Here is a 14522-nt window from a genome sequence, read left to right as displayed (position 1 = left end):
AGCGGCTGCTACCTTTAAAGCTACTGAGCGAAAAGCCATTTACCTTCGCTCATAAGTCACACAAAAAAGGAGCAGCATAATGGACAAGAATCCGGAAAAAGGTTACGTGGCCATGCTAGGCTGGAGCCTCAATGCCATCGAGGCTCTGGAACGCTTTGACCGGCGCTATGTCATCGTTGCCCCCGACTGGGCTCAGGAATATTGCGAACAGCATTCCATCCCCTACCTTCCGTGGAATTTCGAGCGTCTGAACGACCGCTCCATGGAAATTGCCGAAACGCTCAAGGACATGGGCGTGGACGTAGCCATTCCGCTGTTCGAGGAAACCGTGGAATGGGCCGGTGCGATCAACTCCGTGCTAATGGATAATCCTCGGCTATATGGCCAATCCATTCTGTTCCGCGACAAGGCACTGATGAAGCGGCGTGCACAGTTGGGCGGGATTCGCGTAGGGATCTTCGAGGAAGCTCATGACCGCGACGATGTGGTTCGCTTTCTCAAGCGTGTCAACCAGACCCTGCTCAAGCTCGACGGCGATCCCAACGACCCCATTCACCTCAAGGCCTTCGACAAGGCGGGCTGCCTGGGCCATCGCGTGATTCGCACACCGGACGAAATCGATACCATTCCAGAGGAAGAATTTCCCGTACTGATGGAAAGCCATCTGGACGGCTGGGAATTTGCCGTCGAAGCGTGGATCCATGACGGCAAGATCCGCTTCTTGAACATTTCGGAATACGTTACCCTGGGCTATTCAGTGTTCGTGCCCGCCACACCGGAGTTGGAAAAATACCGGCCGCAAATCAAGGCGCAGATCGAAAAACTCATCAAGACATTCGATATCCAGTTCGGATTCATCCATCCTGAATACTTCGTTACTAGTGACGGCGAAATGTATTTTGGCGAAGTGGCTTATCGCCCGCCTGGCTTCAAGGTATTCGAATTGCTCGAACGCGCCTATGGCTTCAACGCCTATCAGGGCCTGGTGCTGTCCTTCGACCCCAAGACCACCGAGGAAGAGATTACCGCCTTCTTCCCTCAAGAGGTGGTGGATGCCAAGGGCTATGCCGGGTGTTTCGGCGTATACCCACGCCGTCGCGTCGTCAGCCGACTGGAAATACCCGAGGAAACCGAGCAGCATGAGTATTTCGAGTCACACGAACTGACGCCGCCGCTCGAGGAAACCGTTACCAAGCGTACGGCGTTCGGAACTCACTGGGGCTTGATCTATTTCTTCGGCGACGATCCGCATACGATGCGTGATCTTCTCAAGCATCAGGAAGACCTTGACTTCTATGTCTGATTCGGTGAGAGAGGAGTCTGTTTGAGCAACGAAGAACATATCCCCGGCGGTGGGGAGTTGAACGCATTGCTGGCCAAGCTGGACGATGCCATACAGGCATTGGCCCAGACCAGCACGTTTGCCAAGGCGCTCAAGAGCGGTCGTGTTCTGCACGCCGCTCGTCGCGTTCTGATGGCCGAGGGCGGCTGCGAAGTGCTCGAAAGCCGCCTCCCCACCCTGGAATCCGCCGGCATATTCGAAGGGTCGGATTGGGCACACCCTCAGATTCTGCTGCCCGCCCTGGCCAAGCATTCGCTGACTGCCTCGGCGACAGAAACCGTCATGCTCGAGGCCTTGAGCGAGCTGCGCATGATGGCGGTCGCCCGTGGCCACTACCAGCATCCTTCGATTTCTCAGCAGCAGGCGCACCATCACCTGACCCAGGTACTCGCGCTCAACCTGGAATTGTTATTCATGCCTCCCAGTGAGGCCGAGCGAACGCGCCAGGGCAACCTGGCATTGCTAACGAGACGCCTGTTCCAGTATCTGGCCGATGGCATTGGCTATGAGCACATTGTCGACAAGCTGATCGACGAGATCTGGCGCATCCTCGAGCAGCGCCCCATCCAGGTCGATGCCGTCAAGCAGATGATCCTGCAGATCGCTGCCTGCCAGGCCAATCCCAACATCGAATTGGGCAGCAGTGGCCAAGGCGCCGACCGGCTGATAAGTAGTCTTTTCGGAACCACGAATGGCTGCCGCGAAGATCCGGGTCTCGATATCTATCAGCAGCGCCTGGAAGCCATGGACAACGTGGCCCTGCAATACGAGGCCACTGGTTTCGCGCGGGCCATGCACGACACGGGCCTCGTCTCGCCCTACCACACTCAGTTGGTGCGCTTTCTGCTCGACCGTGGCGACCACCTGCTGAGTGAGGCGCTCGGGCTTTCCAGCACGGGCCGCGACTGTCTGCTCTGTTACCGAGAGCTGGTGCATGCCATGGTCGACCTTGGCGTACACCCGCAGACGCCGCAATCCCTCTACGGCCTGGCCCTGCTGCTGGAACGAGGCATTCTCTACCAACCCCCGGTCGCTCCTGCACTATGGCGACAGGTCGCCCTGCCGTTGTCGCCCTACTCCAAACAGCGTCTGCACATCGCCTTTGGCGACACACCCTCGCCGGAAGCCCGTCTCATGGAAGGCGTGCTCTGCATGCTGGGTCAACCGCTCGGTGTCGGCCAGGGCAACAACCCGACCTGCCAGTCGGCACGCGCACTATCGATGTGGTCCTACAATGACCCCGACTATCTGCTGCAGATGGTGGCTTGGGCCACTCGCGATGATGAGATCATCATGCATTTCGAGGGGCAGCCGGTGTCATCGCGAGAAAATCCGGAGGGCGTCGCCAAGCAGTTGCCGATCGACCTCGACCCCGTATCCTTGTTGGTCGTGCCACATCTGGATCGCATCTATGCGGAAATGGGGCGACGCTGCATCGGCCGCGACGCAGACCCCCATCGCTGGATCAATCCGGAGTTTCATGGCTGGTGGACCGGGCGCGGCTTTCGCATTGCCGTGGATATCGCGACAGGCCACCTCTACCGCCTCGACGAATTCCTGCGCCACTTCTATGCCAGCTACCATCCGTTCTACAACGGCAACCAACCGCTGATTCATCCCCAGCCGGCCGGTATCGCCGTAACCGACAGCGCGGCACGCTTCATTGGCTGGCATGCCATCACTCTGTTGCGGGTGAGCCTCGATCCCCAGCAGGTCATGCGCATGTACTTTTTCAACCCCAATAACGACAGTGGTCAGGACTGGGGCGATGAGGTCGTAGTCAGCACCTCAGGGCATGGCGAGCGCTTCGGTGAGTCCTCACTACCCTTCGAAGATTTCGCTTCCCGGCTGTACATCTTCCACTATGACCCGCTCGAGCCAGGCGACCTTTCGAATGTCGATCCCCAAAGCATCGAAACCGTCATAGCCAAGGTACAGCGCAGTTGGGGAGCAGACCGGCAACCACCGGAAGGCCTCCAGGCAGCCCCGCCCCCGACTGATTTTTGACTCTCTTGAATGACTAAGCCCCCGGTAGCGGCAAGCTACCGGGGGCTTCGCTATTGCCGGCAAAGGTGACCGGCTTGGCTATCGCCTCAATCCGTCTGGTTACCGTGTCCAGCCGCTGCCTGCATGCGACGACGCAAAATCGGACCGACGATGTACGGCAGCACCAGGCCGACGAAAGCCACGATCCACAACCCGATGGCCAGGCCACTGTCCCACAGTGCTGTCCAGTCGCCGTCAGCGATGTCCAGTGTGTGGCGCAGGTTCTTTTCCATCTCAGGCCCCAGCAGCAAACCGAGGATGATCGGTACCATGGGAATTTCCAGCTTGCGCAAGAAATAGCCGAACACCCCAAAGGCGACCATGAAGTACAGGTCGAACGCTGAGTTGCTGATCGAGTAGATGCCCACGAAGGCCACCATGGTCACGATCGGCAGCAGGTACTTCGGCGGTACCGACAGCAGCTTGACGAAGATGCCCACCAGCGGAATGTTGAGCAACAACAGCAGGAAGTTACCGATCAGCAGCGCCGCGATCACGCCCCACACGATGTCGGCGTTCTGGGTGAACATCAGCGGCCCGGGCGTGATGTTCATCGAGATCAGCAGCGCCAGCAGCACCGCAGTGGTGCCGCTGCCCGGCACGCCGAGCGTCAGCATCGGCACCAGCGCGCCACTCGAGGCGCCGTTATTGCCTGCTTCGGGGCCGGCGACACCACGCGGGTCGCCCTCGCCGAAATAACCCTTCTTGCCGACCACCTTCTTCTCGAGAGTGTAGCCGATGAAGCTGCCCAGCGAGGCCCCGGCCCCCGGCAGCACACCGGCGATGAAGCCAAGGATGCCGCCGCGAATGCTCGACGGCATGATCTCACGCACTTCCTTCCAGGAGAGCTTGAGCTTGTTGACCACCATCGGCCCCTTGCCGCCACCGGCGCGGTCCTCGATGAAGAACAATAGCTCGGAGATCGCGAACAGCCCCACGATGGCGATGATGAAATCGATGCCTTCGTAGAGTTCCAGAATGCCGAAGGTGAAACGCTGCGTACCGGTGGAATCGATGCCCACCGTGGCAATCATCAGGCCGATGGCCGCGGCCAGGATGGTCTTGACCGGGTTCTTGCCGGTAATGCCGCCCAGCGTAGCGAAGGCCAGCACGAACAACGCGAAGTACTCCGCCGCCCCGAAGGTCAAGGCGAACTTGGCCAACAGCGGCGCCAGCAAAATCAGGCCCACCGTGGCGATCAGGCTGCCCATGAACGAGGCGATCGCCGAAATGGCCAGCGCTTCGGCGGCCTTGCCCTTCTGGGCCATCGGGTAGCCATCGAGGCAGGTCATCATCGCCGGCTCATCGCCGGGAATGTTCAACAGAATCGAGGAAATGCGCCCGCCGTACATGGCGCCCGCATAAACCGCCGTGAGCATGATCAGCGCGGTTTCCGGGCGCAGGCCCAGGGTGAAGGCCAGCGGGATCAGAATGGCCACGCCGTTGGCCGGCCCAAGGCCGGGCAGCGCGCCGATCAGGGTACCCAAGAAGGCCCCCATCAGCGCGAACATCAGGTTGTGCGGCTGCAGGGCAACGCCGAACCCGTCGATCAGATAACCCAGGGTTTCCATCAGCTTCCCTCCAGCACGCTAAGCACACCCAACGGCAAGGCCAGGTCGAGGGCAAAAGTGAACAGCAAATAGACCACGACACCTGCCACACCGCCGGTCACGTAGGCCCGCACCGGCGCGGCGCCCATGCGCCAGCACAGCGTACCCACCGCCAGCAGGGTAGCGAGAATGAAGCCGAGCGGCTCCAGCAGCAGCGTGTAGGCGATCAGCACCAGCACGGCGATGATCAGCTCCAGGGCAATGCGCCCCTTGGGCCAGGCATTGTCGGGATCCGGCTTGACGATCAGGTAGAGACTGGACAGGGCCAGCACCACCGCGATCACCTTGGGAAAGGTTTCGGGGCCGACCGACTCGGCCCCGCCGAACGGCTCCGGAAACTGGGTGGCGCCCCAGCCGTACGCGACGGCCAGGACGAGCATCAGTATTCCGAAGATGCGGTCGTTGAGTGTCATTACTTGATCAGCCCGATGTCTTTGGACAGTGACTCGATGTCATTGATCTGCTGCTTGACGAACTCTTCGAACTCGGGACCGCTGACGTGGAACGGCATCAGGCCATTGTTCTGCATGACCTGCTTCCACTCTTCGCTCTGGTAGAGTTCATCGACGGCGTTGACCCAGTACTGCTTGGCATCGTCAGGAATATCTGCCGGCATGTAGAAACCGCGCCAGTTGGGACCTACGGCATCGATGCCCTGCTCCTTGGCGGTGGGGATATCGCTGAACTCGCCAGGCAGACGCTCATCGGACAGCACCGCCAGGACACGCAGGTCACCGGACTCCATGAAGCCCTGAGCTTCGGTGATATCACCGGTGAAGGCATCGACGTGACCACCGACGACTTGGGTCATCGCTTCACCACCGTTGTTGTACGACAGGTAGGGAATGCGCGGCAGGTTATCGACCCCTGCGGAATTGGCCGCGATGAGGACCTTGAGGTGGTCCCAGCCACCCTTGGCGCTACCACCGGCAAACTTGACGCTGCGTGGGTCTTCCTTCAGCGCGTTCATCAGTGACGGCAGATCCTTGTATTCGGAATCCTTGGACACGGCGATGATGCCGTAATCGGCACCTACCGCACCGATCCAGTTGACCATGTCGGCATCCAGACCCTGGAACTGGCCTTGGGCGAGACGAGTGGTCGTGGCGGTAGAGGCAGCAATCAACAACTGGTCGTCACCGGCACGCTTGCTGACCGTATGCGCGTAAGCGACACCGCCACCGGCACCGGCCATGTTGATTGTCTGTACGCTGCCCGGCACCAGGTCGAGCTCTTCCATCACGTTGCCCACACTACGGCAGGTAAAGTCCCAGCCACCACCCGGATCGGCGGGCGCCAGACATTCGACCTTGCCTTCCGGCTCGAAGGCCATGGCCATGCTGGTGCCGAGCGTCAGGGACGCTGCGGCCAGAAGTTTGAGCGGCGTTTTCATTGACATTGTCGTTTCCTCGGTTTGCGAAGTGTGTTGCAACGAAACGATGGCAAGACGCTTGGCTTGCCAGGAACTGACAGCCACCTTACAATTCTGTAAGGCAGAACAACGTTCCTTGGAGTAGAAAGCTAGGCATGTTGCCCACCGGCGTCAACGCTTATTCTGCTCGTTTAGACCAAAGTTGAATGACGCTATCGCTCAGACTTTTTCGTTACCGAGGCCCTAAAAAATGGCACAGGATCGCGTGGAATCCGTCGAGCGCGCACTCACCATTCTCGATGTCTTCGACTCGACACAGGAGTATTTCACGCTGGCCGACCTGGCCAGTGAAACGGGGTATTACAAGAGCACCTTGTTGCGCCTGCTAAGTTCGCTGGAGCGCTTCGATTACGTACAGCGCGGGCAGGATGGCCGCTATAGGCTGGGCCATGCACCGGTACGCCTGGCGCGGCGCCACATGCCCAGTAGACAGCTCGAAGCCTGGATACAGCCTGTCCTGGAGTCACTCACACAGGCCAGCGGCGAGACTGCCTCCCTGATCGAGGTCACGAGCCAGCATGCCGAGTGCCGCCTGGTAGCCGTGCCCGATAGCGCATTGCGTCATGAGTTGCGCCCCGGCCAGCGCTGGCGTATCGAGACGGAAGGCGATCCAGCCCAGGCTTTTCCGGGTGGTATCATGCACTGTCGTCAACTCGGCCACCCCCGTGAGAGTTCGCCACTCTGGCTGGCCTTGTCGGGCCCAAGCAGTCGCCTCACGCCCGCCTTGGCCGACAAGTACCTGACATCCGCCCTGGCCGAACTGGAAAGGCGCCCGGCAGAGCGCTAAGCGAGGTTTCCCATGCGATTGTTGCTCATCGAAGACGACGCCCTGCTTGCCGAAACGCTGGCCGATGTGCTGCGCCTGGATAATCATCAGGTCACGGCGCTGGCCGACGGCGACCAGGCACGACGGGCACTCTCCCAAGCCGGGCATGGCCAGGACCTCATCCTGCTCGACCTCAACCTGCCGGGGTGCAACGGCCTGGATGTACTTGCCGCCCTGCGCCAGCATGACAAGGAGACCCCGGTACTGATCCTGACGGCACGCGGCGCCATCGAGGACAGGGTGCGTGGCCTCGATCTCGGCGCCGACGATTACCTGGCCAAGCCGTTTGCACTGGATGAACTCGAGGCGCGCGTGCGTGCACTGCTGCGCCGTCATACACGCAGCACGGCACTGCAGGTCGGCAATCTGGACTTCGATAGTCTTTCGCAGCGCTTTACGCTCGGAGGAGAGCCTCTCAACCTGCCACCCCGCGAACAACGCCTGCTCGGCTGCCTGATGCGCCATGCCGGCGTACCGGTCGACAAGGCCCGCCTCGCTGAAGAGGCGTTTGCAGGTGAGTCCATGGGTGACAACGCTATAGAAGTGTACGTACACCGGTTGCGTCGCCGGTTGAGCGGTAGTGGCGTCGAGTTGCGCACCGTCCGCGGCCTGGGCTACCTGCTGGAGTCCACGTGAGCGCGCAGGACAGTCTGTATCGGCGCCTGCTGGCCTGGCTATTGTTGCCGCTGCTGGGTCTGGGCGCCCTGATGCTGATCCAGGCCTACCTGGGGGCCCGCGATACTGCCGACCGCGCCTTTGACCGTCTGCTGGAAGCCTCGTCGCTGGCAATTGCCGAGCAGGTCAAGTGGCAGGACGAACAATTGTGGCTCGACCTATCCCCTGCCGCGCTGGAAATGCTGGCGACCGATGCCGAGGAACGCGTCTTCTATGCGCTTTACAATGCGCGCGGTGAATTCATTACCGGTAATGCCAATCTGCCCGGCCTGGCCATGGCCAACGGTGACGAGCAAGCACTGCATTACGGCAACGTGACCTGGAACGACCAACACCTACGGCTGGGCATTCGGGAAACCCGCCTTGAGGGCTGGAGCCAGCGTGAGCGCTTCGAGGTGCGGGTTGCGCACACCCGCGAAGGCCGCGAGAGCCTGACCCTCGCTCTCTTCCAGGGCAGTCTCGTACGTATCGCCATCATGGCCTTGCTGGCCGCGTGCATTCTGGTTCTGACCATTCGCCTTGCCCTGTCGCCCCTGACCCGGCTGCGCCGGGCGATCCGCGAGCGCGACCCTCGCACCCTGGCCCCGCTTGCGCTGAACCTGCCACGCGAGCTTGCGGAACTGCGCGAGACATTGAACGACCTGCTGGCCCGCATGCGCCGAGTACGTGCCAACCAGGAGCGCTTTATCGGTGACGCCTCGCACCAGCTTCGTACACCGCTGGCCGGGCTCTCGGCCCGTGCCGAACTAGCGTTGCGCCAGGATGATCCCGCGCTATGGCGCGAGGCCCTGCAAGCCATGCAGGCGACCAGCGCCAGCACGGCCCGCCTGGCCGTGCAGCTACTGTCCATGACGCGTCTCAATAACCCGGAAGCCAGCCCCGAACTCACGCCCCAAGACCTGAACCAGGTGGCACGCACTGCCACGCTGGGCGCATTGGGCGCCTGTCATCGCGAGGGCATCGACCTGGGTGTGGAAACGTCCGAAGAGGCCATCTTGGTCCCCGGCGTCGGCTGGCAACTCGAGGAATGCCTGGCCAACCTGATCGATAATGCACGCCGCTATGGCGCCAGCCAGATCACCGTGCGCGTACTGGCCAACCCGCCCACGCTGGAAGTGGAGGACAATGGCCCGGGCATTCCTGCCGACCTGCGCCTGATGGTGCTGCGGCCTTTCTTTCGTGGCCAGGACAGCGGAGAAGGGTCGGGCCTGGGCCTGGCCATCGTCGACAGCATCGCCCGTGCCCACCATGCCCGCCTGACGCTGCACGAGGCGCGCCAGGGCTCTGGGCTTCGCGTGGCGATACGCTTCATGGGGGATCGTTCATGACCCTGCGGTTTCTTTGCGCCCTGGGCATCGCCCTTGGCCTGGGTTTCGCCATGACCAGAGTGTCAGGCGCGGCGGATATGCTGCATTATCCAACCCAATCGGCCATTGCCGAAAGCTCGCAACTGGATATCGTCGGCGCGCTGGATACCCCGCTCATCGCTCCCGTGCTGGAGGATTTTCATCGCCTGAACCCGGATATCTCGCTCAACTATCACAACCTTACTACCCTGGAGGTCTACCGGACCTTCATGAGCGGCAGCGATGGCTCCCGGGCCGACGTGGTCATGTCGTCGGCCATGCCCTGGCAATATCAACTGGCCAACAATGGCTACGCCCAACCCCTCGGATTGGATAACGCGGAGCAGTGGCCGACCTGGGCCCGCTGGCGCCAGGAACTGTTCGGCATTACCTTCGAGCCGGTGGTCATCGTCTACCACAAGGACTTGGCCGAGCGTTATGGCGCAATCGGCAGCCACGCCGAGCTGGTAACGCTGCTCGAGCGCGAACGCGAGGCCCTGACGGGCCGGGTAGTGACCTATGATCCCGCTCGCAGCGGTGCCGGCTATACCTATGCGGTCGAAGAAGCGCGACTGTCGCCCCGCTACTGGGAGCTGGTGGCCGCGCTGGGTGGTGTCGAGGCCGACCTGGTGGGCACAACCCAGGAAATGCTCGACGGCCTGGCCGTGGGTCGCTACCTGATCGGCTACAACCTGCTGGGCAGTTACGCCCAGGGATTCGTCGCAAAGCATCCTGAACTGGAAATCGTCATTCCCAGCGATTACGCCCTGGTCATGCAGCGCCTGGCGTTTCTGCCTCGCTCCGCCGACAATCCTGAGGCGGCACGACGCTTCTTCGATTATCTGCTCAGCGAGCATGGTCAACGGATCATCAGCGAGCAGACACCGCTGGGTGCCGTTCATCCGGCCCTGAAAGGCCCCGGCAGTGCCAGCGCGCTGCGCGAGAGGCTGGGCGAGGCATTGCGCCCGATTCGTCTGGGCCCTGGACTTCTGGCCACGCTCGACAAGCTCAAGCGCGAAGCGTTGCTGGCACGCTGGCATCGCGAGTTTCGCCGTCCCGCTACCGCAACGAACCCTCCGACACCTGAAGAGACAGCCCCATGATGCGACTCGACCAGTTGCTGGTCGCCCAGGGCCTGGCACGCTCACGCACCCGTGCCCAGCGCCTCATCCGCCATGGTCGGGTTAGCCTGGCCGACACACCTTCCCGCACGCTGACCAAGCCTGGCGAGAAGCTTCCCGACGATGCGGCACTGCTGGTCGCCGACGATGCCGAAGAGCGTTACGTGTCGCGCGCCGGGCTCAAGCTGGAAGCCCTGCTCGATGCCCTGCAACTGCAATTGGATGGGCGCCTGGTGCTCGATGTCGGCCAGTCCACGGGCGGTTTTACCGATTGCGCCTTGCGCCACGGCGCCGCCCATGTCATCGGCATCGAGGTCGGTCATGATCAACTGGATGTCGAGTTGCGCCAGGATGCGCGCATTACCTGCCTCGAAGGACTCAATGCGCGCGCCATGGCCGACGACCCACGGCTGATAGACGCGCTTGCTACACTAGCGCCACAACAAGTATCGGTCGCCGTCATGGACGTTTCGTTCATCTCGCAGACACTGATCCTGCCCGAGCTGGGCCGCCTGCTTACCCCCGGCGCCGAACTGCTGTCACTGGTCAAGCCACAATTCGAGGTGGGGCCCGGCAAGGTGGACCCACGCGGCATCGTTACTGATACCACGCTTTACACCGAGGTGGAGCAGCGTATCCGCGCCTGCTGCGCCGCGCATGGCTTCGAGGTGATGGCCTGGCGCGACAGCCCGATCCTGGGCGGCGATGGCAACCGCGAGTTTCTGCTCTACGCACGCAAGGCCTAGTTGCTGCTGCCCACCGACCTGTCCTTGACCTGTGACAGTACCTTCGCGGCCTGGCCATCGGCATTGTGCAGCCAGACATCCATCTGGTTGAAGGCGATGCGAATGCCGTGCTCACGGAACAGGACATCGAGCCGCCGATTGATCTCATCGGCGGCGTACAGCCGGTCGAGCAGGTCATTGACGAAGATGCGAAGCTCGAAGTTGAAGGCCGTGGCCCCGTAGCTGGTACAGAACACCTGGGGCTCGGGGTCCTTGAGCACCCTCGGGTTGCTTTCAGCGGCATCACGCAGCAGCCGATGCACGGTATCCAAATCGGAACCATGAGCGACCCCGTAATTGAGCACGACACGGGTGATATTGTCCGACAGCGACCAGTTGATCAGTTGGTCGGTGACGAAGGTCTTGTTGGGGATGATGATTTCCTTGCGGTCGAAGTCGGTCACGGTCGTCGCACGGATGCGGATACGACTGACCGTGCCATGCAGGTTGCCCAGCGTGATGGTGTCGCCGATACGTACCGGACGTTCGAACAGGATGATCAACCCCGAAATGAAGTTGGCGAAGATTTCCTGCAGGCCGAAACCCAGGCCCACGCCCAAGGCCGCTACGAGCCACTGCAGTTTGCCCCAGGAAACCCCGAGCGTGCCCAGCGACACCACGATGCCGACACCCACGATGGTATACGACAGCAACGAGGAGATGGCATAGGCGCTGCCCTGCTTGAGCGACAGCCGCGACAGCACCATGACCTCGAGCAAGCCAGGCAGGTTGCGGGCCATCACGAACGTCAGCACGACAATCGCCAATCCCGTCATCAGGTTGGCCACGGTGATCGGTGTCTGGGTCAGGCTCTCACCCTCGCCCCGGGTAATCGACCATACCCGGACGTTGTCGAGATAAGAAAGCACGGCCAGCAGGTCCGCCCAGACCACATAGAGCACCAGCGAGAAGCCCAGGAACAGGATTAGCTTGGAGAGGCGCAGCGATTGCTGGTTGACCTGGTCGAGATCCAGCGGGGGCTCTTCGACGACTTCCAATCCCCCTTCCGCCCCCTCCTGTACCTGGGCCCGACGCCGGGCGACGGCGCGCCGGTAGGCCAGGCGCCGGGCCGCCACTGCCAGGCCACGAATGACTGCAGCCTCGATCAGGATCCACAGGCCGAAGATATACAGGCTGATCACGAAACGGCCGATCAACTGCAGGGCGGTGTACTCGTACCCCAGCACGATCAGTACGGACAGAATCAACGTGGCGACCGATAGCGCCAGCCCCAATGCCAGGCGGAAGGGGTTGGTGCCGAAATGCGGAATGTGCGCCATGATCAACCGCGCAATGAGCACACTCATCGATAACAAGCCACCCAGCAGCAACAGCAACGACAATGGCCGCTCGGCCAACGAGGGGCCGTCGCCCCGGGCGATGGCGCCTATCAACAGCACGGGAATCAGCGTGAGCCCCAACCACCACAGCAGGCGGCGCAACCTGGCGGCATACGCCGTGGGCCAGTGGAAATGACGAATCGCAACGCCATCAGGCACCAGCAGACGCCGGGCCAGCGCCACCACGCCCCAGGCCAGCGCCAGTTGCAGCAACGCCTCGCCGAAGGTGGCGACCAGCCCCTGCCAGCCCAGCGTCAGGGCCACGCCTACCGCCGCGAGAGCCAACGGACCCGGCGCTGCCAGCAGAGCATTGAGCAGGATGGCACGCGGCGTATGCATCTGGGTATCGCGCTTGAGCCGACCGATCTGATCGTGCAAGGTCAGCAGGTGCGCCTTGATTCGCCAACGCCGTAATAGCAGCAGCGCCGCCAGCAGCAACGGCACCGTCGCCCAGAGCGCTGCAAGCCGCGGCGTCTGGCCCAGGCCCACGACAATCTTGCGCCATTCACCCTCGGCGAGTTGCGCCATGGTCAACGAGGGAGTTTGCCGTAGCCAGGCCAGGTCCAGCGGACGCCGATTGGCAACCCAGAACAGCTGTTCCTCGATGGTGGCACGTAGGCTCTTGCTGATATCGAGGAGTTGTTGCTGGTTGAGCTGCAGGTCGATGGCTGTCGTCAGCAGTTCGCCATATTCCTGCTCCAATTGATCCACCTGCTCGCGGCGTGAGCGATACAGCCGGGTCAACGAGTCGAGCAGGGCCGGGGTCGCTTCGACACCCGCTGCATCGAGCCGGGCCTGCGCCAGTTGCTCGATATCACGTAGCTCTTCCCGCTGGCGGCCCAGGTCGAACTGCTTGAGACGAATATCAGCAATCTCTTCCTGAAGGCCCTTGACGGCATCGAGCTTGGGTAGGGCACTGCGCTGCTCGCGAAGTATTCGCGACAACAGCAAGCTGCCGCGGATCGCCTCGATCTGTTCATTGAGCGTGCGCTGGACCTGGCGTACGCGGTCCAGTTGCGTGCGCACCTTGATACCCTCGCGCTCCAGGGCGTTGTTACGATCGATGATACGCAATAGCTCGGCGTTCAGGTCGCGGTTGATTGACTGGGCGCGGGATACCACCGGGTGGCCCGCCGTCACGGCGTCCTGGCTCGCCGAGTCGCTGACGGCCTCCTCGAGCTTCTCCCGGCGCTTCTGGTCGAGTACCGCCTGCATCAGGGTCAATCGATCCTGAACGGTGTCGATCCGATTGGTAAGAACGTCGCGTTCCAGCTTGGCCAGTTCGTACAAGCGCGTGTTGGTTGCCAATTGGCGGCGCTTTAGGGCCAGTTGACTCTCTGCCAGTTGCAGTTCGCTGAGCAGTTCCCAGTAAGGCGGCGCATCCTGGGTGCCGGAGTAATCGTCCATCGCAGCGCGCAGTTCCTCGATGCGCTTGAGCGACTCGGTGATGTCTGCCTGGGCTCGCTCAGGTAGCGTCTGTGCTTCGATCAGCCGCGAATTGGTCGCCGCGAGCCGATCCTGCAATGCCTTCAATTCCTCGAGAGCCTGATTGACCCGCTCCTCGAGTTCGTCCTGACCGATCTTCTCGAGCGTCGCGGCACTGGGTATGTCGCTTTCGACGTACTGGCGCGATTGACGCTCGAGACGCTGCATCTCCTCGGGTGCCTGCTCGAGTCGCTTTTCCAGATCACTGCGCTGTGTTTCGACCGACGCCCGTTTTTCCATCGAATCGAGCGTGGCGCGTAGCGTATCGATTTCCTCTTTCTGGCTGGCGTCAGGCTGCTCGATCGAGGTTAATGTCTCCAGGCGCTGACTGAGTACCTCCTTTCCGGGCAACGCCTCCTGTGCCATGGCCGGCATGGCGATCATCATTGCTACGACCAGTAGCCCTATCAGCACCCTCCTCCACCAGGTTTTTCCCATTCGGGCCACCACCGCCACCATCCTCGTCATCGGTCGCTTGTCCTACACCACGTTGCCGCGCATTGTGGGCCCGGTC

General features: G+C 61.8%; 11 protein-coding genes. 7 read left to right on the top strand and 4 right to left on the bottom strand.

Translation table 11 applies throughout. The features are described 5' to 3' along the window. Positions 1–79: 79 nt before the first annotated feature. Both BM194_RS04755 and BM194_RS04750 read left to right on the top strand, forming a co-directional pair. Positions 80–1303 (top strand): ATP-grasp domain-containing protein, encoded by a 1224-nt coding sequence (locus BM194_RS04755; protein WP_092844221.1) that lies wholly within the window; start codon positions 80–82, stop codon positions 1301–1303. Between the two features lie 21 nt (positions 1304–1324). Further along, entirely contained in the window at positions 1325–3349 is a 2025-nt protein-coding gene (locus BM194_RS04750) for a hypothetical protein (protein WP_092844220.1), read from the top strand. An 86-nt stretch (positions 3350–3435) separates the two neighbouring features. Here BM194_RS04750 and BM194_RS04745 read toward each other — a convergent pair whose 3' ends face one another. From BM194_RS04745 to BM194_RS04735, 3 genes are read right to left on the bottom strand one after another with little or no spacing between them, the layout of a single operon-like run. Beyond that, positions 3436–4959, bottom strand: coding sequence for a tripartite tricarboxylate transporter permease (locus tag BM194_RS04745; protein WP_092844218.1), 1524 nt, complete (start codon positions 4957–4959; stop codon positions 3436–3438). Next, complete coding sequence (locus BM194_RS04740; protein ID WP_092844216.1) at positions 4959–5411, bottom strand: tripartite tricarboxylate transporter TctB family protein; 453 nt, start codon at positions 5409–5411, stop codon at positions 4959–4961. The genes BM194_RS04745 and BM194_RS04740 overlap by 1 nt, the downstream gene beginning before the upstream one ends. Beyond that, entirely contained in the window at positions 5411–6397 is a 987-nt protein-coding gene (locus BM194_RS04735; RefSeq protein WP_092844214.1) for a Bug family tripartite tricarboxylate transporter substrate binding protein, read from the bottom strand. Before BM194_RS04735 ends, BM194_RS04740 begins: the two co-directional genes overlap by 1 nt. Before the next feature lie 223 nt (positions 6398–6620). Here BM194_RS04735 and BM194_RS04730 point away from each other — a divergent pair, with 223 nt between their 5' ends. From BM194_RS04730 to BM194_RS04710, 5 genes are read left to right on the top strand one after another with little or no spacing between them, the layout of a single operon-like run. Next, the gene (locus tag BM194_RS04730) at positions 6621–7217 is read left to right on the top strand and encodes a helix-turn-helix domain-containing protein (protein WP_092844212.1); all 597 of its coding nucleotides are present in this window, start codon (positions 6621–6623) and stop codon (positions 7215–7217) included. Positions 7218–7229: 12 nt separating this feature from the next. Further along, positions 7230–7892: a response regulator transcription factor gene (locus tag BM194_RS04725; protein WP_092844210.1), complete on the top strand. Its 663-nt coding sequence runs from the start codon at positions 7230–7232 to the stop codon at positions 7890–7892. Continuing rightward, entirely contained in the window at positions 7889–9259 is a 1371-nt protein-coding gene (locus BM194_RS04720) for a sensor histidine kinase (RefSeq protein ID WP_092844208.1), read from the top strand. Before BM194_RS04725 ends, BM194_RS04720 begins: the two co-directional genes overlap by 4 nt. Next, positions 9256–10380: an ABC transporter substrate-binding protein gene (locus BM194_RS04715; protein ID WP_092844206.1), complete on the top strand. Its 1125-nt coding sequence runs from the start codon at positions 9256–9258 to the stop codon at positions 10378–10380. The genes BM194_RS04720 and BM194_RS04715 overlap by 4 nt, the downstream gene beginning before the upstream one ends. Then, on the top strand, positions 10377–11144 hold the full coding sequence (locus BM194_RS04710; protein WP_092844204.1) for a TlyA family RNA methyltransferase: 768 nt from the start codon (positions 10377–10379) through the stop codon (positions 11142–11144). The genes BM194_RS04715 and BM194_RS04710 overlap by 4 nt, the downstream gene beginning before the upstream one ends. Here BM194_RS04710 and mscK read toward each other — a convergent pair. Beyond that, positions 11141–14467, bottom strand: a complete 3327-nt coding sequence (mscK, locus tag BM194_RS04705) for a mechanosensitive channel MscK (RefSeq protein WP_280522535.1) — start codon at positions 14465–14467, stop codon at positions 11141–11143. The genes BM194_RS04710 and mscK overlap by 4 nt on opposite strands. Positions 14468–14522: the final 55 nt, after the last annotated feature.

Source organism: Modicisalibacter xianhensis (assembly GCF_900113605.1).
Lineage (GTDB): Bacteria > Pseudomonadota > Gammaproteobacteria > Pseudomonadales > Halomonadaceae > Modicisalibacter > Modicisalibacter xianhensis.
The sequence above is the reverse complement of the archived record's forward strand: the minus strand, read 5'-3'. Positions and strand labels throughout refer to the sequence as shown.